General features: G+C 68.8%; 24 protein-coding genes and 1 tRNA gene. 10 read left to right on the forward strand and 15 right to left on the reverse strand.

Features of this window, described 5'->3' with window-relative positions; all coding sequences use genetic code 11:
- The first annotated feature begins 1 nt into the window (after position 1).
- Positions 2-277, forward strand: a complete 276-nt coding sequence (locus RMN56_RS10170) for a hypothetical protein (protein ID WP_313723578.1) — start codon at positions 2-4, stop codon at positions 275-277.
- Here the strand turns inward: RMN56_RS10170 and RMN56_RS10175 are convergent, their stop codons facing one another.
- The gene (locus RMN56_RS10175) at positions 278-1,486 is read right to left on the reverse strand and encodes a benzoate/H(+) symporter BenE family transporter (RefSeq protein WP_313723579.1); all 1,209 of its coding nucleotides are present in this window, start codon (positions 1,484-1,486) and stop codon (positions 278-280) included.
- A 59-nt stretch (positions 1,487-1,545) separates the two neighbouring features.
- Here RMN56_RS10175 and RMN56_RS10180 point away from each other — a divergent pair, with 59 nt between their 5' ends.
- The 5 genes from RMN56_RS10180 to RMN56_RS10200 all read left to right on the forward strand — a co-directional run bounded on the left by RMN56_RS10180 (position 1,546) and on the right by RMN56_RS10200 (position 6,256).
- Complete coding sequence (locus RMN56_RS10180; RefSeq protein WP_313723580.1) at positions 1,546-2,109, forward strand: helix-turn-helix domain-containing protein; 564 nt, start codon at positions 1,546-1,548, stop codon at positions 2,107-2,109.
- Positions 2,110-2,202: 93 nt separating this feature from the next.
- Complete coding sequence (locus RMN56_RS10185) at positions 2,203-2,922, forward strand: PP2C family protein-serine/threonine phosphatase (RefSeq protein WP_313723581.1); 720 nt, start codon at positions 2,203-2,205, stop codon at positions 2,920-2,922.
- 51 nt (positions 2,923-2,973) lie between these two features.
- The gene (locus tag RMN56_RS10190) at positions 2,974-4,173 is read left to right on the forward strand and encodes a GNAT family N-acetyltransferase (protein WP_313723582.1); all 1,200 of its coding nucleotides are present in this window, start codon (positions 2,974-2,976) and stop codon (positions 4,171-4,173) included.
- 38 nt (positions 4,174-4,211) lie between these two features.
- Positions 4,212-4,961: a ZIP family metal transporter gene (locus RMN56_RS10195; protein WP_313723583.1), complete on the forward strand. Its 750-nt coding sequence runs from the start codon at positions 4,212-4,214 to the stop codon at positions 4,959-4,961.
- A gap of 110 nt (positions 4,962-5,071) precedes the next feature.
- On the forward strand, positions 5,072-6,256 hold the full coding sequence (locus tag RMN56_RS10200; protein WP_376787315.1) for a hypothetical protein: 1,185 nt from the start codon (positions 5,072-5,074) through the stop codon (positions 6,254-6,256).
- 87 nt (positions 6,257-6,343) lie between these two features.
- Here the strand turns inward: RMN56_RS10200 and RMN56_RS10205 are convergent, their stop codons facing one another.
- Together RMN56_RS10205 and RMN56_RS10210 are read right to left on the reverse strand one after the other, a co-directional pair.
- A complete protein-coding gene (locus tag RMN56_RS10205; RefSeq protein ID WP_313723585.1) occupies positions 6,344-7,426 on the reverse strand; it encodes an NAD-dependent epimerase/dehydratase family protein in 1,083 nt (360 codons plus the stop codon).
- A gap of 36 nt (positions 7,427-7,462) precedes the next feature.
- Entirely contained in the window at positions 7,463-7,762 is a 300-nt protein-coding gene (locus tag RMN56_RS10210; RefSeq protein WP_262283434.1) for a hypothetical protein, read from the reverse strand.
- A 123-nt stretch (positions 7,763-7,885) separates the two neighbouring features.
- On the opposite strand from RMN56_RS10210, the gene RMN56_RS10215 reads away from it, so the two are divergent.
- Positions 7,886-7,957: transfer RNA gene (locus RMN56_RS10215), tRNA-Lys, on the forward strand.
- 85 nt (positions 7,958-8,042) lie between these two features.
- Here RMN56_RS10215 and RMN56_RS10220 read toward each other — a convergent pair.
- The 5 genes from RMN56_RS10220 to RMN56_RS10240 all read right to left on the reverse strand — a co-directional run bounded on the left by RMN56_RS10220 (position 8,043) and on the right by RMN56_RS10240 (position 12,403).
- The gene (locus RMN56_RS10220; RefSeq protein ID WP_313723586.1) at positions 8,043-9,263 is read right to left on the reverse strand and encodes a tyrosine-type recombinase/integrase; all 1,221 of its coding nucleotides are present in this window, start codon (positions 9,261-9,263) and stop codon (positions 8,043-8,045) included.
- Positions 9,263-9,469, reverse strand: coding sequence for an excisionase family DNA-binding protein (locus RMN56_RS10225; RefSeq protein WP_313723587.1), 207 nt, complete (start codon positions 9,467-9,469; stop codon positions 9,263-9,265). The genes RMN56_RS10220 and RMN56_RS10225 overlap by 1 nt, the downstream gene beginning before the upstream one ends.
- A 47-nt stretch (positions 9,470-9,516) precedes the next feature.
- A complete protein-coding gene (locus tag RMN56_RS10230; RefSeq protein WP_313723588.1) occupies positions 9,517-11,112 on the reverse strand; it encodes a replication initiator in 1,596 nt (531 codons plus the stop codon).
- Entirely contained in the window at positions 11,109-11,744 is a 636-nt protein-coding gene (locus RMN56_RS10235; protein WP_313723589.1) for a hypothetical protein, read from the reverse strand. Before RMN56_RS10235 ends, RMN56_RS10230 begins: the two co-directional genes overlap by 4 nt.
- Before the next feature lie 110 nt (positions 11,745-11,854).
- Positions 11,855-12,403 carry an HD domain-containing protein gene (locus RMN56_RS10240; RefSeq protein WP_313723590.1) on the reverse strand — a complete coding sequence of 183 codons (549 nt, stop codon included), beginning with the start codon at positions 12,401-12,403 and terminating at the stop codon, positions 11,855-11,857.
- A gap of 104 nt (positions 12,404-12,507) precedes the next feature.
- Here RMN56_RS10240 and vsr point away from each other — a divergent pair, with 104 nt between their 5' ends.
- Positions 12,508-14,193 carry a DNA mismatch endonuclease Vsr gene (gene vsr / locus RMN56_RS10245; protein ID WP_313723591.1) on the forward strand — a complete coding sequence of 562 codons (1,686 nt, stop codon included), beginning with the start codon at positions 12,508-12,510 and terminating at the stop codon, positions 14,191-14,193.
- Between the two features lie 443 nt (positions 14,194-14,636).
- Here vsr and RMN56_RS10250 read toward each other — a convergent pair whose 3' ends face one another.
- From RMN56_RS10250 to RMN56_RS10260, 3 genes are read right to left on the reverse strand one after another with little or no spacing between them, the layout of a single operon-like run.
- Positions 14,637-16,370, reverse strand: coding sequence for a DEAD/DEAH box helicase (locus RMN56_RS10250; protein ID WP_313723592.1), 1,734 nt, complete (start codon positions 16,368-16,370; stop codon positions 14,637-14,639).
- A gap of 17 nt (positions 16,371-16,387) precedes the next feature.
- Positions 16,388-17,935, reverse strand: a complete 1,548-nt coding sequence (locus RMN56_RS10255; RefSeq protein WP_313723593.1) for a ParB/Srx family N-terminal domain-containing protein — start codon at positions 17,933-17,935, stop codon at positions 16,388-16,390.
- Positions 17,935-18,522, reverse strand: a complete 588-nt coding sequence (locus RMN56_RS10260; protein WP_313723594.1) for an RNA polymerase sigma factor — start codon at positions 18,520-18,522, stop codon at positions 17,935-17,937. Before RMN56_RS10260 ends, RMN56_RS10255 begins: the two co-directional genes overlap by 1 nt.
- Positions 18,523-18,551: 29 nt before the next feature.
- On the opposite strand from RMN56_RS10260, the gene RMN56_RS10265 reads away from it, so the two are divergent.
- Positions 18,552-18,683 (forward strand): hypothetical protein, encoded by a 132-nt coding sequence (locus RMN56_RS10265; RefSeq protein WP_313723595.1) that lies wholly within the window; start codon positions 18,552-18,554, stop codon positions 18,681-18,683.
- 21 nt (positions 18,684-18,704) lie between these two features.
- On the opposite strand, the gene RMN56_RS10270 is transcribed toward RMN56_RS10265, so the two are convergent.
- Positions 18,705-19,928, reverse strand: coding sequence for an IS110 family RNA-guided transposase (locus RMN56_RS10270; RefSeq protein WP_313723596.1), 1,224 nt, complete (start codon positions 19,926-19,928; stop codon positions 18,705-18,707).
- A gap of 865 nt (positions 19,929-20,793) precedes the next feature.
- Between RMN56_RS10270 and RMN56_RS10275 the strand changes: the two genes are divergently transcribed.
- Positions 20,794-21,978, forward strand: coding sequence for an IS110 family RNA-guided transposase (locus tag RMN56_RS10275; protein ID WP_313724689.1), 1,185 nt, complete (start codon positions 20,794-20,796; stop codon positions 21,976-21,978).
- 136 nt (positions 21,979-22,114) lie between these two features.
- Here the strand turns inward: RMN56_RS10275 and RMN56_RS10280 are convergent, their stop codons facing one another.
- The 3 genes from RMN56_RS10280 to RMN56_RS10285 are packed head-to-tail and all read right to left on the reverse strand — an operon-like array spanning position 22,115 to position 23,441.
- The gene (locus tag RMN56_RS10280; protein WP_313723597.1) at positions 22,115-22,654 is read right to left on the reverse strand and encodes a hypothetical protein; all 540 of its coding nucleotides are present in this window, start codon (positions 22,652-22,654) and stop codon (positions 22,115-22,117) included.
- Positions 22,651-23,097, reverse strand: a complete 447-nt coding sequence (locus RMN56_RS32635) for a helix-turn-helix domain-containing protein (RefSeq protein WP_376787290.1) — start codon at positions 23,095-23,097, stop codon at positions 22,651-22,653. The genes RMN56_RS10280 and RMN56_RS32635 overlap by 4 nt, the downstream gene beginning before the upstream one ends.
- Complete coding sequence (locus RMN56_RS10285) at positions 23,094-23,441, reverse strand: hypothetical protein (RefSeq protein WP_313723598.1); 348 nt, start codon at positions 23,439-23,441, stop codon at positions 23,094-23,096. The genes RMN56_RS32635 and RMN56_RS10285 overlap by 4 nt, the downstream gene beginning before the upstream one ends.
- Between the last annotated feature and the right edge of the window lie 416 nt (positions 23,442-23,857).

The raw sequence follows: 23,857 nt of genomic DNA on the forward strand, positions 1-23,857 counted from the left end.
CATGTGGATGGTGATCGGAGAGCAGGGCGGCACACCGCCCGGCGCGGCGGCCCGGGCGGCCCAGTTCGCACACATGGCCGAGGTGACCCGGCAGAGCCCGGGCTTCGTCCGGGGCTGGTGGGGCTCGGACGAGGACGAGCCCGACCTCAGCCACACGCTGGTCGTGCTCGACACGCTGGAGCACGCGCGGGCGCTCCGGCGGATGGTCGAGGAGAACGTCGCGGGCGTCCGCCTGCGGATCATGGAGATCGGCGTCGAGGCGGAAGGCGTCGCCTGATCAGCCCGCCCGGGCCGGGGCGGCCGGTTCCGGCTCCGGCTCGGGCACCGGCGGCGGTCCGGCGTGCCGGCGGCGGAACAGCAGCAGCATGAGCCAGCCGGCGACCAGCCCCCAGAACGCGCCGCCCACGCCGAGCAGGCTCACCCCGGAGGCGGTGACCACGAGGGTGACCACGGCGGCCTCCCGGGCGTCCGGCTCGGCGACCGCCGCCGCGACCGCGCCGGCCAGCGCGCCGAGCAGCGCCAGCCCGGCCACCGCCTCGACCAGGACCGGCGGGGAGAGCAGCACCAGGGCGGTGGCCACGCCGGCACCCAGGCCGAGCAGCGCCAGGCCGATCCCCGCGGTGACCGAGGCGATCCAGCGCCGCTCCGGGTCACGGTGGGCGTCCGGGCCGGCCGCCAGCGCGGCGGTGATCGCGGCCAGGTTCACCGCGTGGCCGCCGGCCGGCGCACCGAGCGCGGTGGCGAGCCCGGTCACGCGGAGCGCCGAGCCCAGCGGGGCGCGGTAGCCGAAGCCGGCCAGCACGGCCGTCCCCGGCACGTTCTGCGCGGCCATGGTGACCAGGAACAGCGGCAGTGCCAGCCCGACGATCGCGGGCAGGGTCCAGGCGGGCGCGGTCAGCACGACGGCCGGGGCGGCGTCGATCCGGGCCGGCCCGGACGCGGTCAGCGCGATGGCCACCACCGCCACGGCGAGTGCGCCGGGCACCGCCCAGCGGCGGGCGAACCGGTGCAGCAGGAGCCAGGCGAGCACCACCGGCCCGGCCAGCCGGGGCACCTCGACCAGGGCCCGGACGGGCGCGGTGCAGAGCGGCAGCAGCACCCCGGCGAGCATGGCGCTGGCGATCGGCGCGGGGATGGCGGCGACGGCCCGGCCGAGCGCGGGGACGAGCCCGGCCGCGACGATCAGCAGGCCGGTGACCAGGAAGGCGCCGACCGCCGCCGGCCACCCGCCGGGCACCGGCCCGGTGGCGACGAGCAGCGCGGCGCCCGGGGTGGACCAGGCGATGGCCAGCGGCAGCCGGTGCCGCAGGCCGAGCCAGACCGCGCAGCAGCCGCTGGCGACGCAGAGGGCGAGCAGTCCGGAGGCGGCCTGCGCCTGGTCCGCGCCCACCGCGCACAGCCCGGCGAGCACGACCGTGAACGAGCTGGCGAAGCCGACCAGGGCGGTCACCACGCCGGCCAGGACGGGTTGCAGTCGACCGGCCATTGCACTCCCCTCACCACCGTTCCGTTTACGGAACGGACCGATGTAGCACGATAGCCCCCATGGCAGCTGCCCCACCAGCCGGTGACCGGACCGCCGAAGCCGTCGGCCGGCGCATCCGCGCCCTCCGGGAGGAGCGGGGGATGTCCCTGTCCACGCTCGCCCGGCTGGCCGGGGTCGGGAAGGCCACCCTCTCCGGGCTCGAGAACGGCACCCGCAACCCCACCCTGGAGACCCTGTACGCGATCACCGCCCAGCTCGGCGTGCCGCTCACCGCCGTGCTGTCCGGGCCGGCGGAGACGCCGACCGTCCGCGGCGCCGCCGTGGGGGCCACCCTGCTGGAGGTCTTCCGCGACACCGACGCGACCTACGAGCTCTACCGGATGCGGGTCAGCCCCGGCCCGGCGCAGCTCTCCCCCGCACACCAGGCCGGCGTCACCGAGCACGTCACGGTCTTCGCCGGCGTGCTCCGCGCCGGCCCGGTGGACGCACCGGGGACCGCCGGCCCCGGGGAATACCTGCGCTGGACCTCCGACGTGCCGCACAGCTACGCCGCCGTCGGCGACGAGGAGGTGCGGGCGAGCCTCCTGCTGCGCTACCCGCGAACGACCACAGTGGATGGCTGATACATACCGCGTGTGCAAGGCGGCGACATTTCTTTCAGCAGACCCAGCAGTGCGTAGAGACGCGGAGCCGATGTTCTTGGCAAGCTTGTCTCCATGACGCTGATCCTCCGCTCGGCCATCCTGAACGACGTCGGCCTCGTCCGGACCAACAACGAGGACTCCGCCCTCGCCGGTGACCGCCTCGTGGCGGTGGCCGACGGCATGGGCGGCCTCCCGGCCGGCGAGGTGGCCAGCGAGATCGTCATCCGCATCCTGGACGAGCTGACCCCGCCGACCGCTCCCGACGAGGCGGCCGACGCCCTGCGCGCCGTGGTGAGCACGGCCAACCAGCGGATCCGCGCGGCCATCACGGTCGACCCGACGCGCGACGGCATGGGTACGACGCTGACCGCCGCCCTGCTCGCCGGCGACTCCCTGGTGCTCGCCCAGGTCGGCGACTCCCGCTGCTACCTGCTGCGGGACACCGAGCTGACCCAGCTCACCCGGGACGACACGTTCGTGCAGGCCCTGGTCGACCAGGGTGCGCTCTCCCCCGACCAGGCCCGCCACCACCCGCAACGCTCGCTCGTCACTCGGGCGGTGCAGGGCTCGGACGCGCCACCGGCCGTCGGGGTGCTCACCGTGTTCGCCGGCGACCGGCTGCTGCTGTGCAGCGACGGCCTCTCCGACTACGTGGAGGACGCCGCCATCACCTCGGCGCTGGTCACCTACGGTGACCGGCAGCAGTGCGGCGAGCAGCTCGTGAAGCTCGCCCACCAGGCCGGCGCGCCGGACAACGTCACCGTGGTCGTCTCCGACGTCACCGAGGCCTGAGCCCGCCTGATTCCGGTTGCGCCGCCGGGTGCGTCGGGTTGGGATGAGCGGATGCGTATTCGCCGCTTGGCCGCCGAGGAACGCCTGACCACCAGCTTCCCGCTCCAGGCGTACGCCTTCGAGACATCGCCGATGGCCGCGTCGCGGACCGAGGAGTTCCGCCAGTACCTGCCGTACAACGCGGGCAACCGGACGCTGATCGTCGAGGAGGACGGGGTCACCACGGCCGCCGTCTCGGCGGTCCCCATGCGGCAGAACCTGCGCGGGGCCGTGCTGCCGATGGCCGGCGTCGCCGGGGTGGCCACCCACCCGCTGGCCCGCCGGCGCGGGCACGTGCGCACGCTGCTGCACCAGCTCCTCGACGAGATGCGCGACGAGGGGCACCCGCTGACCGCGCTCTACCCGTTCCGCGCCTCCTTCTACGAGCGCTTCGGCTACGTCGGGCTGCCCCGACGGCGTACCGCGGTCTTCTCCCCCGCGGACCTGGCCCCGCTGCTCCGCGCCGAGCTGCCCGGCGAGGTGGTGTGGGAACGGGTCGGCGCCGGCTACGAGCGGTGGCGGGCGTACACCGAACGCTGCCTGCGCGAGCGGCACGGGTTCGCGTGCTTCCCGGACTTCCGGGCCGTCGGGCTGCGCGACCGGGACGACCGCTGGCTGCTCACCGCCGTCCGGGACGGCGAGACGGTCGGCGCGGTCACCTACCGGATCGACGACCACGGCGGCGCGCTGATCGCCGACGACCTGCTGGCCGGCGACCCGTACGCCCGGGCGTCGCTGCTCCAGTTCTTCGCCCGCCACGTCGACCAGGTCGAGCGGATCAGCGTCGACCTCCCCGCCGACGAGCTGCCCGAGCTGTGGCTCACCGACCTCGCCGTGCACGTCGAGGCGCGGGTGTCCCGGCCCGGCTCGCCCGCCCCGATGGCCCGGCTGCTGAGCCTGGACGCGCTCGCCGACCAGCCGGTCGGGACCGGCCGGGTCACCGTCGAACTGGTCGGCGACCGCTGGCTGACCGGCACCCACCTGCTCGACGGCACCACCGGCACCCTGGAGGTGCTGCCGGCGGACGCCGCCGCGGCGGGCACCGTGCCGGCCGCGCGGCTCACCGCCGCCGGGCTCTCCGCCCTGGCGTACGGGGTGCTCGACCCGGCCGAGGTGACCGTGCGCGGGCTCGGCGAGGTGCCCGTCGACGCGGCCGCCGAGCTGCGCCGGATCTTCCCGCGGGAGCTGCCGTACCTGTTCGCCGACTTCTGAGCCCGTTTTCCGGTCACCGGCGGGGGTAGGGTGCTGCGGTGCCGGGTTGGGGGGAAGCGGGATTCTGGGGTCTGCTGGCCGGGTCCGCGTTGCTGATCGGGGCGGTCGCCGGGTTCTCCGCGCAGGTGCCGCGCCGGATCACCGCCTCGGTCATGGCGTTCGGCGCGGGCGTGCTGCTGTCCGCGGTCTCGTTCGAGCTGCTCGCCGGGGCGCACGAGCAGGCCGGCCTGCTGCCGGTGGCGCTCGGGACAGCGGCGGGGGCCCTCGCGTACACCGTGGCGAACATCCTGCTGGCTCGCCGCGGGGCGCGGCACCGCAAGCGCTCCGGCACCGAGCAGCCCTCCGAGCAGGAGCTGCCCGGCTCGGGCACGGCCATCGCGGTCGGCGCGCTGCTCGACGGCGTACCGGAGTCGGTGGTAATCGGCGCGAGCCTGTTGGGCGGCGGCAAGGTCAGCCTGGTCACCGTGGTCGCGGTCTTCCTCAGCAACGTGCCGGAGGGGCTGTCCAGCGCGGCGGGCATGCGCCAGGCCGGCCGCAGCCGGCGCTGGATCCTCCTGCTGTGGGCGGCCATCGCCCTGGCCTCGGGCGTGTCCGCGCTGGCCGGATACGCGCTGCTCGGCGGGTCCCCGCCCGCGGTGCTGGCCACCATCACGGCGCTCGCGGCCGGCGCGATCCTCGCGATGATCACCGACACCATGGTCCCGGAGGCGTTCGAGAACGCCCACCTGCTGGTCGGCCTGATCACCGTGCTGGGCTTCCTGGTCGCGTTCGCGCTGTCCCACGCCTGACGCCGGCGCAGGCCCCCGCCCCGCGGCAGCCGGTTGGCTTAGCGGCGGGTTAAGGATCCGGTCCGGAGTCGTGCGGCGGCGGGCGGCCCTCCTAGCATCGGGCGGTGCGTGTGAAGTCCGCTGTCACCCTCCTCGTCCTCGGTCTCGCCACCGCCACGCTGCCCGCCTGCGGAGGTGACCAGCCGACGGGCTCGCCCGCGCCGGTCGCCGCCACCACCGGCGCCGCCGCCGGTGCGACGCCACCCCCGACCGGCGCCCCGAGCGCCCGGGCCGGTCTGGGCACCGCCAAGCCCAGCGCGACCCCCGCGGCGGTCGCGTTCCGGGCCGGCAACCCGGACGGGCACGCCACCGTCCCCGCCGAGGCGCGGGCCGTGGACACGTCGCGCCCGACCCGCACGGTCGGCACCGGCACCCCGGCGAGCTGCACCTCGGCGGCGGTGGTGAAGGCCGTGGCGGCCGGCGGGATCATCACCTTCGACTGCGGCCCGGCCCCGGTGACCATCCGGATGAAGGCGACCGCGAAGGTGGTCAACTCGCACGGCCCGCGGGTCGTGCTGGACGGCGGCGGCAAGGTCACGCTGAGCGGCGGCGGCGAGCGCCGGATCCTCTACCAGAACACCTGCGACCAGGCGCAGGGCTGGACCACCTCGCACTGCCAGAACCAGGACCACCCGCAGCTCACCGTGCAGAACCTGACCTTCGCCGACGGCAACTCCACCGGCGACCGGACCGAGGGCGGCGGAGGCGGTGCGATCTTCGTACGCGGTGGCCGGCTCAAGGTGGTCAACACGCGCTTCGTGAACAACCGCTGCGACCGGACCGGCCCGGACCTGGGCGGCGCCGCGCTGCGCGTGCTCAGCCAGCACGACAACAAACCGGTGTACGTCGTGAACAGCACCTTCACCGGCGGCGTCTGCGCGAACGGCGCGGCGACCAGCAGTATCGGCGTCTCCTGGACCGTGCTGAACAGCGTGTTCCGCGACAACCGGGCGGTCGGCAACGGGGCGAACCCGTCCCGGTCCGGCACCCCCGGCGGCGGCAGCGGCGGCGCGATCTACTGCGACGGCAACGAGTTCACCGTCCGGATCGCCGGCACGATCATCGAGGACAACACGGCGAACGAGGGCGGCGGCGCCGTCTTCTTCGTCAGCAACAACCGCACCGGCACCATGAAGATCGAAGCCTCGACCCTCCGCCACAACCCGAGCAGGGGCTTCGAAACGCAGGGCTACCCCGGCATCTTCTTCCTGGGCGCCCACCCACCCACGGTGACCGGCTCCCGCCTGACCCGCTGACCCCGCCGCCTCACCCCGTTGATCAAGAGGTTTGCGTCAGGTTCGATCTCCGCCGTGACGCAAACTCCTTGATCAACGCGCTGCGGGTCAGTAGGGGTTGCTGTGGCCGGGGAGGCGGGCCTTCAGGAGGGCCGTGGAGCGGCCCGGGAGGGTCGGGTCTGGGGACATCGGTGGGGACGTGGTGCCGGTGCGGCTCGACATGCCGTCGAACAGCTCCTTCAGGGCCGTGACGCTGTCGACCTTCGGGGTCCAGCCCAGTTCGCGCTCGGCGCGCTCGCTCGACATGAGCGGGGCGTTCAACGCCAGGTCCACCCAGCCCGTGTCGACCGGCTGCAACCGCGCCCGCCAGGTCAGCGCCGCCGCCGCACGGAGCACCGGGATGGCCACCGGCACCGTCCAGCCGTGGAAGTGCCGGGCCAGCAGCTCCGGGGTCAGCACCGGATCCGCGGCCACGTTGAAGGCGCCGCGCGCCTCACCCAGCACCGCCCGGGCGTACGCGTCGGCCACGTCGTCGGCGTGCACCGCCTGCATGCGCAGCCGCCGGTGCGTCGGGACCAGCGGGATCCGGCCGTACCGGAGCAGCCCCACCGGCGCCAGCGGCCCGATGAAGTAACGCCGGATCTCCGTGCCCGCGTCCCGCTGGAAGGTCAGGCCCGGCCGCAGCCGGACCACCCGCAGCTCCGGACGCTCCCGCTGCACACCGTCCAGCAGCGCCTCCACCTCGGCCTTGTCCCGGCTGTACGACGACGTCTCCACCCCGGTCGCCGGCCAGTTCTCGCTCACCGGGTGGTCCTTCGGTCCGGGCGCGTAGGTGCCGACCGACGAGGCGTGCACGAGGGCGGGAACACCGGCCCGGACGGTCGCCTCGAACACCGCCCGGCTGCCGCCGACGTTGGTCCGGTGCAGGGTGCGCTGGTCGTGGCTGGGCTGGATCTGCCAGGCCAGGTGCACCACGGCCCGCGCCCCGGCAAAGGCCGCGGCCAGCTTCTCCACCGCGTCCGGCGCCCCCACGTCGCAGGAGTGCCACTCCACCCCGTCGTACGGCTCACCGGCGTCCGGCCCGGGCAACCGGCGCGCCACCCCGACCAGCTCCGCCCCGGACTCCCGCCGCAGCCGGCGCAGCAGCGCCGTCCCCACGTTGCCGGTGGCCCCCACGATCACGATGCGCATACCGGTGCCGTACCCGCTGAAGCGGACAGCAACCACTCACGGACGGGGGTTCGTCCGCGCCCAGCTCTTCTCGCCCTCACGCCGCCCCTGCGTGGCGGCCAGGCAGCGCGGGCAGACGTAGCCCTCGGGGTCGGCCTCGGTGAGCACGTCGGTGTCCGAGTAGTCGAAGGGCACGTGGGGAAAGCGACGCAGCCGGGTGCGGCTGAGCTGGAGGCCGCAGACCGTCTGGTTCTGGCCCGGCAGCCAGGCGTGGACCTCGCCGCCGGGACGGCGTACCCCGTCGTCCCCGGCCACCTCGCTGGACGCCGCCACCGCGGCGGTGCTGCTGACCCTCATGCGTATCCCGGTTCCCCACCGGGGCGTCGTCATGCCCTGCGGTCGCCGGCGGGGAGTCTGAAGATCGACAGGTGGCGGAAGCCGGAAGCCCCGCGCGGGCGGGTTCCGGTAGCCTGGTCGGACGGGCCGCTAGCTCAATGGCAGAGCTGTGGACTTTTAATCCATAGGTTCAGGGTTCGAGTCCCTGGCGGCCCACTCCTCCGCAGCTCAGCGGCCCTATGGGCCGACGCTGAGACCGCCAGCAGGGCGAGTACAGCAGCGAAGTACAGCAGTAGGCCCTTCATCGGTCGAGCGCCTTGCCGAGTCGCTTGAGCGCGTCGCGGGTCGCCGCCGAGGAGACCACCGTGTAGATCTCCATCGTGATGGCGAACTGAGCATGCCGCAGGATCTGCATCGCCACCCGAGGATGCACGTCCAGGTCGGCGAGCAGTGAGGCGCAGGTACGGCGAGCGTCCCGCACGGTGATGCGACGCACGCCCGCCGAGTCGCAGCGCCGGTCCCAGAAGCGGTTGAAGTTCCGCGGCTCGACCGGTCGACCGTAACGGGTAGTGAAGATGAGGTCCGACGGCTGCCAGGCAGGGCTGGCAGCCTCAACAGCGGCGGCCTGGGCGTCACGGCGGCGGCCGAGTGCCACGGTGCAGATGTCCGGCAGCGGCAGCGTGGCATCGGATGCAGCGGTCTTCGTTTCTCGGTGCAGGATCTGGTCGCCGACCCGCTGGAGTTGCCGATCGATGGTCAGCTCACCCGCGTCGAGGTCCACGTCAGCCCACGACAGCCCCAGCATCTCGCCCTTACGCAGGCCGAGCACCAGGACCAGGACGTAGGCGGCGTAGAGCAGGTCGTCGTTAGCGCGGGCCGACTCCAGGAACCGCCGGGCCTCGTCGCTCGACCATGCCTTGCGCTTGCGGGACCGTACCGGCGGCAGCTTCACCAGCGGGGCGACGTTGCGGGCGATCAGGCCCTCGGCGATGGCCTGGGACAGGATCGTCCGCAGCACGGTCCGCAGGTGCGCAATGCTGGTCGCCGAGGACAGGTCCTGGCAGCACCGGCCGAGAGCGCAGCAGCGATGCTGCGCCGGCTTCCGGCGTTCGTCCTTACCCTGAGCGCAGCACTGGCAGGACCGACCGACGGCGTTGATCCAGGTCTGTACGTCGCTGACCCGCAGCTTGTCGAGCCGCTTCTTGCCCAGGCCGGGAGACAGGTAGAGCCGCACCGCCACCTCGTAGGTGACGTAGCTGCCCGGCGCCAGGTTCGGTCGGACGATCTCCCGCAGCCAGTAAGTGGCGTACTCCCCCACCGTCGGCGACCTGGTCACCACCGGGCCGGCCTTGGCCTGGCCGTGCAGTTTGATCCACTTGTCGTGGACCACCTCGCGCGTCTTCCCGTAGACCCACTTCCGGCCCCGCTTGCCGTCCGGCTTCTCCACCCAGACGTAGGCAGCGAAGCCGTTGCGGTAGGCGAAGATCGAGCCTTCACCGTTGGCGCGAGCGCGGGGTGCCATCAGGCGACCTCCTGCCGGTCGACCCGGTCGCGGATGTACTCGTCGACCCACTCGGGCAGGATGCGTCGGTACTTGCCGTCCTTGATCGAACGCAGTTCCCCGGTGGCGATCTTCATCTTCACCTTGGACAGGCCAAAGCCGAGCAGGGTGGCGACCTCGGCGGGCGAGTACCACCTCGGGGCGAGCGGGCTACTCGGGCTGCTCATGACGTCCTTCTCCCTTCTTCGTCGGGCGGGGCGTTGACACGTACGTGTCAAGCGGCCAGGGGTTGAGCGGGGGTGCGGCGGGCGGTGAGTTCGTCGGCGATGGCATCGAGGCCGGCTTGGTGCCAGGCGCGGGCTTGGGCAGCGGCAGTGTTGGCCAGCAGGGCGTCGCCGGTGCTGATCCAGCCGGTGGCCTGGTAGCCGAGTTCGTAGATGACGCGCTCGGTCTGCTCGTTGTCCCAGGTGTGGGGGTGGCCCTCGGTGCGTCGCCAGATGGTGCGCTGCATGCGTATGAAGCCGAGGGTGACGGAGAAGGCGCGGCTCTTGGTGGTGATGTGGCCGCCGTAGCCGAACTGGTGGGCCCAGCGGCGCAGCCGGGTGTAGTCGGGGTGCTCGCCGATGTCCCAGCAGGCGCGGATGAGCCGGCCGAGGTGCGTTGCCGGGTCGCCGTGGACCTGCACGGAGAGGTCATCGACCCGGCGCAGGCTCAGCCCGGTCACCTCGGTGCTCTTGGTGACGTACTTGGCGATGTAGCCGGTGATCTGGGCGAGGTTGACTTCACTGCCAGGGGCGTTGACGTGCTTGAGGTCCAGGCCTTTGTCGCCCCACGCGATGCGCCACCCACGGTCACCGTTGGCGGGGTGCGGCGCGGAGGTGTAGGCGGTCTTGACGAACGCGGCCTGGACGGAGTCGGCGAACATCTGCCGGGTGATGGCGGCCGGCGGCGGGACGATCGCGGCAGGGCAGTCGGGGTTGTAGCCGTCGAGGCGGATGAGGGCGTGGTAGTGGATGACGCCGCGTACCTGGAATTCGTAGACCTTGATGTAGCGGCGGCGCAGGTCGACGCCGTGGGTGCGGCCGAGGCGGCGTAGTTCCCGGTCGACCTGTTGGATGGTGCGGCGCCACAGTTCGGGTGCTTCGTGGTTCCAGACGACCTGGCCGACGTGGTCATAGCAGTCGAGGCACAGCGGTTGGCCCAGCTGGTGGTCGGCGGCCTTGTGCCGGTCGCCGCAGCGCAGGTCGACGCCGTGGGGGCAGGTGCGGCCGAAGGGGTGGCAGACGCTGGCGCGGCAGGTGCAGCCGTCCTTGCGGCGGCAGTCCGCAGCGTGGATCTTCACCACCCGGTGGTGCACCGGCCCGAAGGAGGGGGCGGTGGCGGTGAGGAAGATGGCGATGTGCTCGTGCAGGGGAGGCAGTCCCCACCGGTCGCCCTGTAGGCCTGCCTTGATGAGGTGGAACGTGTCGCGGCGGTAGACCTCGGCGCAGGACGGGCAGACCGAGGCGCGTCGGTTGCCGCAGGGGGTGTAGATCGCGCCGTCGGGCATGTCCTCGGTGTCGATGGTGGCCATGCGGTTGCCGTCGGCGTCGTTGACGTGGATCTGACCGGCGAGCCGGATCGGGTGCTTGCAGGACGCGGCGGCCCGGACGTGCCCGAGCCATTCGGGGTAGTCGGGGTCCTGGGCGCGGGCGCGGCCGGAGGCGACGGTGCGCGGGTCGTGGCCGCGTACCCACCCGTCGGCGGCGGGATCGCGGGTGATGCCGGTCGGGGTGGCCCAGGGCCAGTAGCCGGTGGCGGTTTCGGCGGAGGCTCCCGTGCCCGAAACCTTGTGGGTTTCGGGCGCGAGAGGCAGCGCCGAGGAGGTCACGCAGTGGCTCCGACGGCGTTGCCGTTGTGGGTCTTGTCGTTGATGGTCGGGTTGGTGGTGAGGGCCGTCAGGATGTCGGCGGCCGTGTTGGTGGGTACGCGGAGTCGGACGGCGAGCTGGCCGGCGGTGATGGGCTCACCGTGGGCCTTCTCGTGGGCGTCGGCGATGATCCGGGCACCGGGCAGCAAAGCCGGCGGTGGGCCGGTCTTGACTACCGCAGGCGCGACGGGTTCCGGCGTCAGGTCCGTCTCGGCGGCGTCCGGGGTGTACTCGGTTGTCGTCTCGGTGGCGGGTTCCTCGCCAACCTCGGGCGGGTTGATGAGTTCGTGGACAGGTGCGGGATCGGGCTTGGGTGCGGGGTTGGTGGCCGGGGTCGCGGCGGCCGGGCGGACCGTCGACGAGGCGGGGATGTCAGGTGACGACGTCTCGGCGAGGGTGGCCGGCGCAGGTGCCGGGACAGGTTCGGTGGGCCGGGTGGTGCGGTTTCCGCCGGCGAGCAGGGCAGCGGTGGCCATGAGCATCAGGCCGTCGACGGCGAGGGGGCCGAACCAGACGACGAGGCTTTCCTCGTTGTAATGGTCGAGCAGTCCGGACAGGTGCCGGTAGGACACGAACGTTGAGCGGTGGGTCACCCAGAGCCGCAACCCGTACCCGCGCTACCGCCACGCGATTGCCGCCTTGCTCGGCGAGAGCGAGTCCTACGTGTGGCCGGGGGCCCTGCCGACGGAGCGGGCCGCCCAGGTCAGCCAATCCGAGGTCGTCCACATCTACCCCCGCCGCGGGGCCGTGCCGACAGACCTCTGGCAACGACTGTGGACCGGGTCACGAGGTGGTCAGCACCATAACGGTCCCGGATCTCGGCCAGCCGCTCCTCCACAGTCAGATCTTGACCGTCGGGCCCGGTGGTCATGTCCGCGAACCACAGGGCGTCCGATGTCGACGACTCCTCTCGCTCGAACTCGGCCAGGGCACCGCCGAGCCCACGCTCATCAGCCTCGTAGGAGGCACAGGAGTGATGGGCTACCAGACTGGCCAGGCGAGGGGTGACTCCTTGCCGAAGCAGCCACCTGGCACCGTCGAGGGAGTGGAAGCCAGTATCTGTGATGCCGGGTGCGTAACCGATGTCGTGAAGCCAAGCAGCCGCGGTGAGAACATCGCCGTCTTTGCCGGCGAGCTGTGCCAGCTGCTGAGCTTTTGCCGCGACAGCCTGCACGTGTCTCCACCTGCGGGGGAGTGAGTTCGCCAGGTGAGCTTCGGCGATCTTCGCGGCCCAGTCGACAAGTTCGCTCACTCGTCAATCCTAGGTCCAGGCGGCCAGACCATGCCGTCCCTGGTCAGCTCAACCGCCCTCCGGCCGCGCTCGACGAAGCACCGATCATTAGCTATCGTACAGCTGTGTCGACGAGCAAGATTCCACCCATCCGGTACCCCCTGCGCGCCATCGACCTGTTCTGCGGAGCAGGCGGCCTGACCGAGGGCTTCAAGCTTGCGGGCTTCGAGGTGACCTTCGCTCTTGACAAAGACAAGGACTCCTATGAGACCTACCGCCTCAACCATCCGGGCGTCCGAGTGGAGTGCGCCTCGATCACCGACTACAGCCCCGCAGAGATTGCCTCGATGGCTGGGGGCCGGGTCGACGTAGTGATCGGTGGGCCCAGCTGCCAGGGGTTCAGCACAGCGGGGCGCCGGAACGGCTGGGTCAAACCCGAGGACGAGCGGAACAGCCTGTGGGAGCACATGCTAGCCGTCGTCGCGGAACTCAAACCGCGCGCTTTCATGATGGAAAATGTGCCCGGGATGGTCTACTGGAAGGCCGGCCATTTCGGCGCAAAGATCCTGGACGCTTTCAAAGACCTCGGTTACTCCGTCACGAAGGACATTCTTCTTGCGGCCGACTACGGCGTACCCCAGCGGCGTCGGAGACTCTTCATCGTCGGCCTGCTTGGAGATAAGGAGTTCGAGTTTCCTAAGCCCACGAACATGGGGGGCTGGCGGCGCGACACTCTTCACCTGTGGGAAGAAAAGCGCCTCAAGGAGAAACTGGAACGACACCTTACCGTTTGGGACGCTATTGGCGACCTGCCACCGATCGGCACCGGCCCCGGCGGTCCCGTGACCAATTACATCGAAGGCAGGTCGACGCCATTCGCCAGAGCCATGCGGGGCGACGAGACCGAACTGCGTGACCATGAGGTGAGTGTCCTAGGCGCGGACCACATGGCCCTCATCCACCACGTACCACAAGGGGGAACGTGGCGGGATATCCCCCCACATCTGCTCCCCGAACGCTTCATGGGTGGCATGCGGCGGACCGACAGCACCAACCTGATCGGAAGACTCGACCCCGCGTTGCCCTCGTACACCATCAATACCCAGTTCGGAAACGTGACGAGCGGCTGCTTCACCCACCCGTACGAGGACCGCTCGTTGTCGATCCGGGAAGGGGCACGCCTCCAGACATTCCCAGACCGCTACCGCTTCATCGGAGGGCTTTCCTCGCGTGCCAGACAGATCGGCAACGCAGTCCCACCTTTGCTCGGCAGTATTCTCGCCAGTGCCATCGCCCAAGCCGTGGGGGGACCTAAAGCCAGGGTGGTGCACAAGCGACCCGACGCACCGAAGCCTGGTAAGAGCTTGCCAGCACCGCATCCAACTGACGAAGCAACCCGTGCGCGAATGCAACGACAAGATCGACGGGACACGTTGCCAGAAATGCGGATCCGTATGGGTCTAGAAGCCCGCGGACTCGAATTCGAGGTCGACGCGAAACCAGAGCCAGGGCTACGACGCACGGCGGACATCCTGTTCGGGAAAGAAAAGGTGGCAGTCTTCGTTGACGGCTGTTTTTGGCACGGCTGCCCCCAGCACGCGCGAAACACGAAGTCCAACACGAAGTGGTGGGCAGACAAGATCGACAAGAATCGCAGACGGGACGCCCACACCCGCGAGACGCTTGAGGCAGCAGGCTGGCGCGTGATCAGGGTCTGGGAGCACGAGGAGCCGGGGGAGGCTGTCGAGCGGATCGCCGCCGAAGTCCTCAGCCGAAGGAACCAGGGGGAACTGCTCGCCGCCGCCGGATAGGAACAGCGGCCCGGACGTCGGTCGATGCATCGACCTGAGGACGGACGGAAAGGTCCACCCAGCAGAGCACGTTCTCACGGTCGAGGGTAGTCCAGCTTCCCTCGGTAGATTCGACGGCGGCGTCGCGGGCGGTTGTCCGCAGCAGAGACAGCCATGGGCCCGCGGCGCCGTAGTCCCCATGACAGACGGCCAGGCGAACGCTGTACCGCGCGGAGAGCCAAGCCTTCGCCGCGATCACGTAGGCGCGGAGTCTTTCCTGTGTGTGTCGGGTCCCGGGCGTCTCCGTCTCCTTGGCGTCGGCGACGAAGAGCCGGCGATAGCGCAGGTCGAGTCGCACGACGTCTGGTGTGAGATCGGCAGCGATCTGCGACGGTGCCGTGTAGCCGGCGAGAACCGCGACGGTGGCCAGGATCTCGACCCGGCTTTCGTGTGGACCACTCGGCCTACCCATGCTGGTGAACCGCCCCTACCGTCGCGCGCAGTTTCAAGAGTTCTTCGAGGAGGAGCACTCGCGTGGGCTGGGGGTCAGGCGGATCCCCTAGGAGGTCTGCCTGCGTCTGGGCCTTGGTGAGCAGGCGGTCGTACTCGGGCTCTTCGATGGTGCCCTCACACAGCAGCGTGATGTACTCGACGTCCCTCGCCTGGCCCCGCCGGTGGATCCGGTCGAGGCTTTGCAGGTAGTGGGCTGCCTGGTTCGACAGCGACTCGTATACAGCAACCCTTGCACGATGCAGTGTCAGACCTGCTCCGGCTGCAGCCGGGTTGCCCAGGAACACCATCACGTCGTCATCGTCTTGGAACCGGCGGACGGCCTCCCGCCGCTCCTCGGAAGGCACAGACCCATCCACGCGGACTAGGCCCAATGGACCGTACCGGGTAGCCAGGTTGTCCAGATTGGAGCGGTAGAAGGACCAGAGCAAGACCTTCTCTTTGTGCTGGCGCACGAGCTGGTCCAACAGGTCATCGAGTGCAGCTACCTTCGCTGGCACCTCGTCGTAGCCGTCCACGACCCCGGAGGGATCCGAGCACAGACGCAGCAGCGATGCCCGGCGCGCAAGGAACGACATGGACTGGCGGCGGAATTCGGCGTCGGTGATCTGACGGACGTCGGTGATAAGGCCGTCGAGCGTGGCGGCGTAGGCGGCTGCCTGCACCGGCTGCATCTGGACCTTGACGCGGTTGAAGGACCGGCCAGGTAGGTCCTTGAGCACGATGGACTTGAGATTCCGCACGTAGTGACCCCGCTCGGTGACGGCATCGCGGACCTGCCCCAGCGCGACCTCGGGGTCATGGTCGAGCCTGACCGGCCCGAAGGTGTACCCGAAATCCACCAGGTCGAACTGGGCCACCATGTCAGCCGGGGAGTTCGGAGCCGGCGTGCCGCATAGAGCGAAGGCATGAGTGCACCATTCGCGGATGCGCGCGATGGCGGATGTGCGCCGGGCGTCAGGGTTCTTGACGTTGAAGGACTCGTCCACCGCCAGCACAGTGCGGCAACGCCGAGCAAGGAGCCGGACTGCCGGCTCCGACGTGACGGCTGACTCGTAGTTCATCACCACTACGTCGGCGCCGCTGGCGAGCGCTTTCGACTTCTCGGCCTTCGAACCCTCGATCACCGCGACGCGGTACATGCCATCGGTGAACTGGTCGAACTGCACCGCCCACTCACGCACCATGGACTTCGGTGCCATCACGACCAGCACATCAGCCAGATTGCGCTCCACAAGCAGGTCGAACGTTGCGATCATCGTGATGGTCTTGCCCGTGCCCTGCTCATCGAACACGCAGCCGCCCCAACTGCCGTCGACGGTGAGCGCTGCGACATTCAGGGCTTGGTGGTCGTCGAGTCGGTCGACAAGGTGGCTGTCCGCGATGGCGACTCGAGCGGCATCCGCACCGCCGGCAAGAACAGAACGAGCACTAGCCACGACCTCGGCCGCGCTTGTCCTCACCCGGACCCGATTCTGGATGGCTCTTTCTGCGTCCACCGTCCAGTCGAGCAGCCCGTCGCCAGCTGCCATCACCTGCGGGCCGTCCTCGAACCGGAACAGCAGACAGCCGTTGTCCGACCGGCCCCGCGGCATCTTCGGCAACCGACGAAGGACGGACCGCAGCGTCGGCAGGTCTTGGTGGCGAGGCACGATCAGGACCCCGCGACGGCCCGGGTCCAATTCCACCGTTCCTAGGGATGCACTCACGGCCGCTCCGCAGGTGACACGCCCCGACTGCGGAGGGCCCCGTCGACCGCGCCGAGCGCCCCGGTCAGGACTCGGTCGAGGTTCACCAGCATCGCCGGCTCGATCCGGGCCCAGTCGTCGGGGGACGCTGACCCGAACCGTCCGATGGCCGTGTGCAGCCACTGCTCGAAGCCGATCTTCTTCGTCGGGCTGTTGCGGGCGGCGATTGCGATAGCGTCGTTCACCATGGTCAAGGCCCGAGCCTGGTCCGTGGCCGCCAGGGAGTGGGCCTCCGTCAGTACCTTCAGGGCGTTTTCGTCCGCGACGACCTGGTGCAGCTTCCGGACCTGGAGACCGCTATCGAGAACGTCGTACATCAGGTCGTAGACGACGCCCTTCAGGTCATCGTCCTGGTCCAGGCGCTCGGTCAGCTTCTGGCCCTTCTTGCCGGCGTCGATCTCATAGAACCACTGGAAGATGTCATTGGCGCGGTACTTTGTCGCCGCCCGGTCACGGCCCTGATCCTCGTGGTACTCCTGGAAGTCCTCGCTCCACTGCATCATCCGCAGGTACCGGTTGACCTCCTGCGTCTTGATCGCGAAACGGGCCGCGACTTCACGCTTGATCTGGTTATCCAAGGTCGTGGTGAACCGACCGCGAACGTCGGTGCGGGCGAGCCGGTAGGCATTCACCACCTGCCGCGCCTTGACGTACTGCTCCCACGCCTGCTTGTACTCCGGCTCGAAGTTCAAGGCGACGACAATGGCCTCGAACTGGTCCTCGGTGGTCCCCTTCGGTGCTCGCCAGACGCGGATCCACCGTGCCCGCTCCCGCTCCTCGGCGGTGAAGCCCTTGGCGGACAGGACGTACTTGGCAGCGGCGATGCGCCGGTTACCGTCCTTCGGCTCACCCTCGTACGTCACGATCGGCGGCCGTTCGACACCCTTGCGGGCGATGCTGCGCGCCAGCGCCTCGATCTCGAAGGGGTCCCGGCTGCCCATGCTCGGGAGGTCCAGCTGCCCCTGGACGAGCATTAGCATCTCATCGTCATCGGGAAGGCGGTGATTGCGGTCGTTGAACTCCTCGACCTGTAGCTCGACCCGGTGGTTCCCTTTCCAGAGGATCAAGTCGTTGACGTCGACGTACCCCTCCATCATCTGGATCGTGTGGGTGTGGAACTGCGGCGTCGGCAGTACCTCCCTGGGCTCGAGCCCGTTCTTGGACACCAGCTTGATGCCGCCGCCGGTCAGCCCGTCCGGAACGCGAGGGGCAGCGACCAGCTCGTTGACCCGCCGTTGGACGTCGCGGACGACTCGCTCCCGCGTCGCGGCGTCCGGGTTCCGGCCCCCGGTGCGGAGGACCACCAGGATCTCGGTGAACAGGCGGTGTGCGTCTACGGCATCCAGGGGCTGGGCGGCGGCACGCTTGAGCGCCTCGTCGACTTCGGCGCCATAGTCAGCGGTGAGTTCAGCGAGCTCCTCGGTCAGCGCCTCGAAGAGATCGCCTTCGCCGCCGTGCATCCGCTCGGCCTCGATAGTCATCGTGTTTGTCTCCTTGTTCTTCATCAGACTTGCTGCTCGTGAATCATCTGGGCTGCGACGAAGGCCGAGAGCCTGTCGAACCCCCGCTTACGCCATGTACCGATCGAACCGACCTGGATCTCCTCTCCGAGGATCTCGCCGGCCTGGATCGCAACCTCCGTGATCGTGAGCGGGTCACCTTCGTAGATTCCGGCCAGGTACAGCAGCGTCACTACGCGGATCCGAGCGTTCTCCCAGGTCTTCACGTGAGCGACTAGTTCGGCATACCGCGCGGCCGACAATGCCTCCTGCTCGGCCGAGGGGTGCTCGCCGTCGTTCAGCTCCGCCTCAGCGCTGCGGGCGAGGGCCTTCAGCCGCCGGCGCAGATTGTTCCGGGCGGACGAGTACAGGTACTTCTGCATGTCCTCGATCGGCGCCTTCCTCGCATCCCGCTCGAGCACCCGGACGATCGCGTCGAGGATCGCGTCTTCCACGTCGGCCTGGTCAATGCGCATGGACACCCCAAGCATCCGCACGCACCCGTCGAAAAAGCCGGTGGAGATCAGCCGCATGATCTCCTGCTCCCGGTCGGCCGGCGCACCCACTTCTCCGCCGCGGTATCGATCGCTCACATGGGTAAGAGTCCCTAAAGGAGCGGTCCTTGACAGTCGACCTCAAGATTTTTTTCGATCCGTCGATCGTGTCGGAGACGGCCTACACGGTGGGGGCGGACGACCAGCCTCAAGGATGCCAGGCTGACGGACAGCCGGCCGTCGGGCTGTCGGGTGTCTAGATATCCCACGTCGCTACCGTGTCAAGCAGCTGCTGACAGTTCCGTCGTAGGGGCGGGCCAGGCGATTGCCTCGTTGTAGGGCTGCTGGTGGCGTAGGCAGCCGTGGAGGATGCCGACGAGTCGGTTGGCCAGAGCGCGAAGTGCCTGGTGGTGGGTGTTGCCGCGGGCGCGGTGGGCGTCGTGGTAGGCCCGGGCGCCGGGTGAGGCTTTGAGCGCGGCGAACGCCTGCAGGTAGAGGGCGTCGCGGAGGCGGTTGTTCGCCACGTGACGGGCAAGCACCAGGCGGCGGGTGCCGGAGGCGCGAGTGATCGGGCTGGTGGCGGCGTAATTGCGGCGGGCTTTGACGTCGTAACGGTGTGGGTCGTCGCCGAACTCGGCGAGCACCCGGGCGGCGAGGACAGGTCCCAGGCCTGGCTGGGAAAGCAGAATCTCGGCGTCCGGGTGCCGGTCAAAATGCGCGCTCAACTCGCCTTCGAGAGTTCCGATTTGGCGCGACAACTCGGTCAGGATCCGCACCATTGCGGTGACGGTGTGCCCGAACGCGGCCTCGACGGCGGGTAGCGCCGCCAGCTGCTCGGTGCGCAGTGCGGTCTCAATCTGTTCGGCCCGGGCGTCGATGTAGCGCTGTCGTCCGGCCCGCCGCAAGGTCGCGGCGATCTTCGCGCGTGACAGGGACCGCCCCCGGGTCGGGGTCGGGGCGATCTCCAGCACGGCGAGGGCGTCTCGGTCCGTGAGCTTTTCGAACGCGGTGAGGGCCGCAGGGTAGAACTCGCGCAGCGTCGAGCGCAGCGAGTTGGCCTGGCGCTGCCGTGACCAGATCAGGTTCTGATGCGCTCGCGCGAGGACCTTGACCGCCTCGGCGAGGTCGCTGTCACCCGCGATCGGCCGGTGTTGGTGCCGGTCGGTGCGCACCAGGTCCGCCAGGACCTTCGCGTCGCCGGCGTCGCTCTTGGCCCCCGACGTGACGTGCCGTTCCCGATAGCGGGCCACCGACAACGGGTTGATCGCATAGACCTGGTAGCCAGCCGCGATCAACGCCTGCACCCACGGACCGCGGTCCGTTTCGATGCCGAAGATCACGTCGGCCGGCTCGCCATCGCCGAGAAGGCCGGCGACCAAGTCGTGCAAGACGGCCATCCCGGCCACACCTTCGGGCAGCCGACGGCGCACCAGCCTGCGCCCGTCTTCGTCCTGGATCTCCACGTCGTGGTGCGCTTCCGCCCAGTCATCACCGATGAACAGCACCGCAACTCCTCCGCCCCGGAAGCCGACAGGTGTCCGAGGCCGCAAGGAGGACCGCGCACGAACTAATGGATCAGTGCTCCAAGGGCACGACATCCCACCGGTCGTCTCGCCTCCTCGCCAACCAGGGGCGGCACGCTCTAGACATAGACCTTGAAGGACAGTCCCATCGAGTGCTCGACCCCTGGCGGCTCGGACCCAACCCGTCTACCACGACGGGCGGCTGGATCCCATTAGCCCCACTACATGCGCACGTCCCGGGACGGGACACGTCGGGCTGTCGGGTCGGGCTGTCGGGCTGCTGTGAGAACTTTCTGTACGGGATCAAGGCGGCCCGCTTCGCAGGCCGCTCGCGCCGCCGACCAGGGCCGGACCCAAGGTCCGCCGCCGACGCCTCCCGCTTCGCTCACGGCGTCGACGGTGGAGCCCGCCGGCGGCGCGGAACATGACGAAGCCCCGGGCCGCTAATGACAGCAGGTTCCGGGGCTTTGACATTGGCCGTCGCCAGCAGGGAGCCGAGCCAGGTGGCAGCCGCGGATTCATCCAGGGGAGAGCAAGTGCGAAGAGCAGCGCTCCGGCTCCGGGATGGGGTATCCCGCTACCAACGACCCAGGCGAAGCCGAGCAGACCAGGGCCAGGGCGCCAAGGTCGTTCCTTAGGGTTTCTGCGTCTGGATGGTGTTCCGGGCCGCCGGGTTGGCTGGGTGTGGCTCAAGGTTGTTTGCCGTCAGGTGGCCATGGACGAGCGGCCGCCCAGCCAGCCCAGGGCGCCTTGACCGCTGATTGAGATCTGCGAATCGTCGCTTGCTAAGGAACTGCCGGCGGGGTCGTCCGAGGTGACCTGGATCTGGGTGCTTCGGGAGGACGGCTTGGCGCAGGTATGGGTAGGCGTGGACGCGGGCAAGCAGGCTCACCACGCTGCGGCGGTGGACGTGGGCGGGCGGGTGCTGTGGTCGACGCGAGTGGCCAACGATCAGCAGGCGATTGCGGACCTGATCAGGCGGGTCGGCGCCGGTGACGAGGTGGTGTGGGCAGTCGACCTGGTCGGCTGCGAGACCGCCCTGCTGCGGGCAATGTTGGCGCTGGCAGGGCAGCAGACGCTGTATATCCCAGGTCGCACGGTCAAGACGATGGCCGACGGGTTCGCTGGAGAGGCCAAGACCGACGCGCGTGACGCGGTGGTGATCGCGAATACCGCTCGGATGCGGCATGACTTCCTGCCGGTCGAGACACCGACGGAGCTGATCGCCAAACTCGCGCTGCTGGTCGCGCACCGCGCCGACCTGGTCGAAGACTGGGTCCGCACCGTGAATCGGCTGCGCCGCTTGATGCTCGGGATCTCCCCGGTATTGGAACGCGCGTTAACCTTCACCAACGTCGCGACGTTGATTCTGATCAGCGCCTTTCAGACGCCCGAGCAGATCCGCGCCGCCGGTCGAGAGCAGCTCGTGGCGCATCTGCGCCGGCATCGGGCAGTGAACGCCGTCAAGGTCGCCGATCAGGCGTTGGCCGCCGCGGCTGAGCAGGATCTCACCCTGCCGGGACAGGACACCGCTGCTAACCTCGCCGCCGAGCTGGCCACCCACCTGCTGCAACTGCACCGACGGATGCGGAACATCGACAAGGCAATCGAGGCCGCCTTCAGCGACCACCCACAGGCCGGCATCATTCGCAGCCTGCCCGGCATGGGGGCACTGGCGGCGGCGGAGTTCATCGTCGCGGTCGGGGACCTGTCGACCTTCGCCAGCCCCGATCACCTGGCCGCCTACGCAGGCCTCGCGCCGGTGGCACGGGACTCTGGCAAGCGCGTCGCCAACCTGCGCCGGCCGCAGCGTTACAACCGACGGCTGCGCCACGTGTTCTACATGTCCTCGCTCAGCACCCTGCGAATGAACGGCCCAAGCCGGGACTACTACCAGCGCAAACGGGCTGAGGGACGCAAACACCAGCAGGCGCTGATAGCCCTCGCCCGCCGCCGCGTCGACGTCCTCTGGGCACTGCTCCGCGACAACCGCTGCTTCCAGCTCCAACCACCATCAACGACGCCCGCCTGACACCACCAACCGCCCCGCGCCTTGACAACCGCCATTGAGACTCGTCACGTAGGGCGCTCCACCTTGACGCCCTGGCCCTGGTCCGCTCCACGAGGCGTGGGTCGATGGCAGACGGGATGATCGCGGGTTGAGACGCCTAGGTCGGCCGCCGACCCCACACGGCTGTCGGGGTCCGCTTCCCATCAGCAAGAAATCCAATCGTGAGTGCTGGGAAACCCAGCCTCATTACCATTGAACTAATCGCCTCCCGTATATATGGATACGCAACGTGAATCGCGACCGAATCGCCGAATTCCTCTAAAACCTCCCGCTTCGGGGGGGCAAAGTCCTCGAATGTTCGGTACTCGCAGACCAGGGACAAGTCGACACTGGCCAACAGTGGACCCTTCCGGGCCACGCCTGACTGCGCCTCTTCCAGCCGATTACTTTCGTTCGTCTCAACTTCACGCAGGGAGCCTGGCGCCCCTACGAGCACACATTTGACGTTGAACCGGTATAGGATTCGATCGCTCTGCACTGCGTATGAGATCGCGAGTTCAAGTGCTAGATCGTCCGGTTGCGCCAGGCGCTTTAACTTTGCGGAGAAGGAGTCAAGGAAGACGTTACCCAACTCAACCGATTCGAGCAGACCATTTATCGATGCCCGCATCTTATCGGACTGAATGCTCTCGCTCACAAGGACCTACTCGCCGCTAGGACCAGTACCGAGGGCCTGCTTGTGGACGGATGCCAGTCAATTACGTCAGGCTCCCACGCACTAGTTGCCGATTCGGGCGAAAAATGCTGCACGACGCGTTGGGACGAACGCCATTCCCTGTCCATCTCCTCAGTCGCGGCCGCACGGTGCGTACCCAAAGGAACTGTCTCGATTGCGAGCTCCAAGCCCATTTCATGCAAGTACTCGGCCAACGTTGAAACGCGAACGTTTCCGTCGCCTCTGAATACCTGGTTTACTGCAGACTTCCGGACTCCAAGCCGCTTGGCGAGCTCAACCTGCGTGAGACGAGACTGCTCAAGCGACCGGTGCAGGACTTTGAGGACTTGGTAACGGAGACGGGCCGCAGAAAGGGCTCGCGCCCCTTTACTCGTGGCCGAAAGTCGATCGTAGAGGTAACTCATGACCGAAGGTCCTCCCTGCGCACCCAAAGCGCCTTGTCAATCTCGCCTCTAGGCGTTTTCCAAGTACCCTTTAGAAAACCATGCGTAATCCGAATCGCCTTGCTTGCAAACGCTCTTTGAGTCCAATAGAAGGGAAGCCGAACCCTTTCCGCTTTTATTTCCCAGAGGTCGTCTCGAAGCTCGTTAAGCTCTCTGGGTATTTCAAGTGTTCCGGTTCGGGCTATATCCTCGAACCGAACAGCAACGGCCGCGACAAGTTCCAAGCCTCCCCGCTTCTTCTCCAGCTTCTGAAGGAACTCGTCTGCTAGAGCGGTACCATCCGAGATCCTCGCCGCCTCCACCATCAACCGCCCTCCTCGCTGGAAGCAGACACGTCCACAGTCTTCGCAGATGGTGCGGTCAAGTACAGTCAAGACTGTACCTCCCCAGGTCAAGGTGTACCAGAGTTCCAGCAGCCGTGCGTCACTTTCGGCCCACGCAGCGTAGGTCATCTTTGGCCGCCCTGTCTCGCCTGGTGATCCCCGCTGGTTCGGCCTGAATGATCGACTAGAGTCACAGGCCGAACGGCTGAGTCCGCTTGCTTCCGAATTGGCGCGAAACGGGATGTGAGACAAGGTGGGCTGCTTGATTGTGATGAAAGAGATAGGTGCGACTGAACAAGTGGCGCTCTGGCGAAGGTTGGACAGCGGGTGTCAGGACCTGCGTCGGCAGTTGGCCGACGTCGGAAAGTCGACCTGGCTTGCTCGCCGGCGACACCCCG

This window comes from Micromonospora halotolerans (genome assembly GCF_032108445.1).
Classification (GTDB): domain Bacteria; phylum Actinomycetota; class Actinomycetes; order Mycobacteriales; family Micromonosporaceae; genus Micromonospora; species Micromonospora halotolerans.

Excerpts from the sequence above, each read along its gene's own strand:
- RMN56_RS10220 (WP_313723586.1), bottom strand. The coding sequence starts at position 9,263 with ATGGCACCCCGCGCTCGCGCCAACGGTGAAGGCTCGATCTTCGCCTAC.
- RMN56_RS10180 (WP_313723580.1), top strand. The coding sequence starts at position 1,546 with ATGGCAGCTGCCCCACCAGCCGGTGACCGGACCGCCGAAGCCGTCGGC.
- RMN56_RS10185 (WP_313723581.1), top strand. The coding sequence starts at position 2,203 with ATGACGCTGATCCTCCGCTCGGCCATCCTGAACGACGTCGGCCTCGTC.
- RMN56_RS10285 (WP_313723598.1), bottom strand. The coding sequence starts at position 23,441 with ATGGTGGAGGCGGCGAGGATCTCGGATGGTACCGCTCTAGCAGACGAG.
- RMN56_RS10210 (WP_262283434.1), bottom strand. The coding sequence starts at position 7,762 with ATGAGGGTCAGCAGCACCGCCGCGGTGGCGGCGTCCAGCGAGGTGGCC.
- RMN56_RS10170 (WP_313723578.1), top strand. The coding sequence starts at position 2 with ATGTGGATGGTGATCGGAGAGCAGGGCGGCACACCGCCCGGCGCGGCG.
- RMN56_RS10255 (WP_313723593.1), bottom strand. The coding sequence starts at position 17,935 with ATGAAGAACAAGGAGACAAACACGATGACTATCGAGGCCGAGCGGATG.
- RMN56_RS10190 (WP_313723582.1), top strand. The coding sequence starts at position 2,974 with ATGCGTATTCGCCGCTTGGCCGCCGAGGAACGCCTGACCACCAGCTTC.
- RMN56_RS32635 (WP_376787290.1), bottom strand. The coding sequence starts at position 23,097 with ATGAGTTACCTCTACGATCGACTTTCGGCCACGAGTAAAGGGGCGCGA.
- RMN56_RS10175 (WP_313723579.1), bottom strand. The coding sequence starts at position 1,486 with ATGGCCGGTCGACTGCAACCCGTCCTGGCCGGCGTGGTGACCGCCCTG.
- RMN56_RS10225 (WP_313723587.1), bottom strand. The coding sequence starts at position 9,469 with ATGAGCAGCCCGAGTAGCCCGCTCGCCCCGAGGTGGTACTCGCCCGCC.
- RMN56_RS10205 (WP_313723585.1), bottom strand. The coding sequence starts at position 7,426 with ATGCGCATCGTGATCGTGGGGGCCACCGGCAACGTGGGGACGGCGCTG.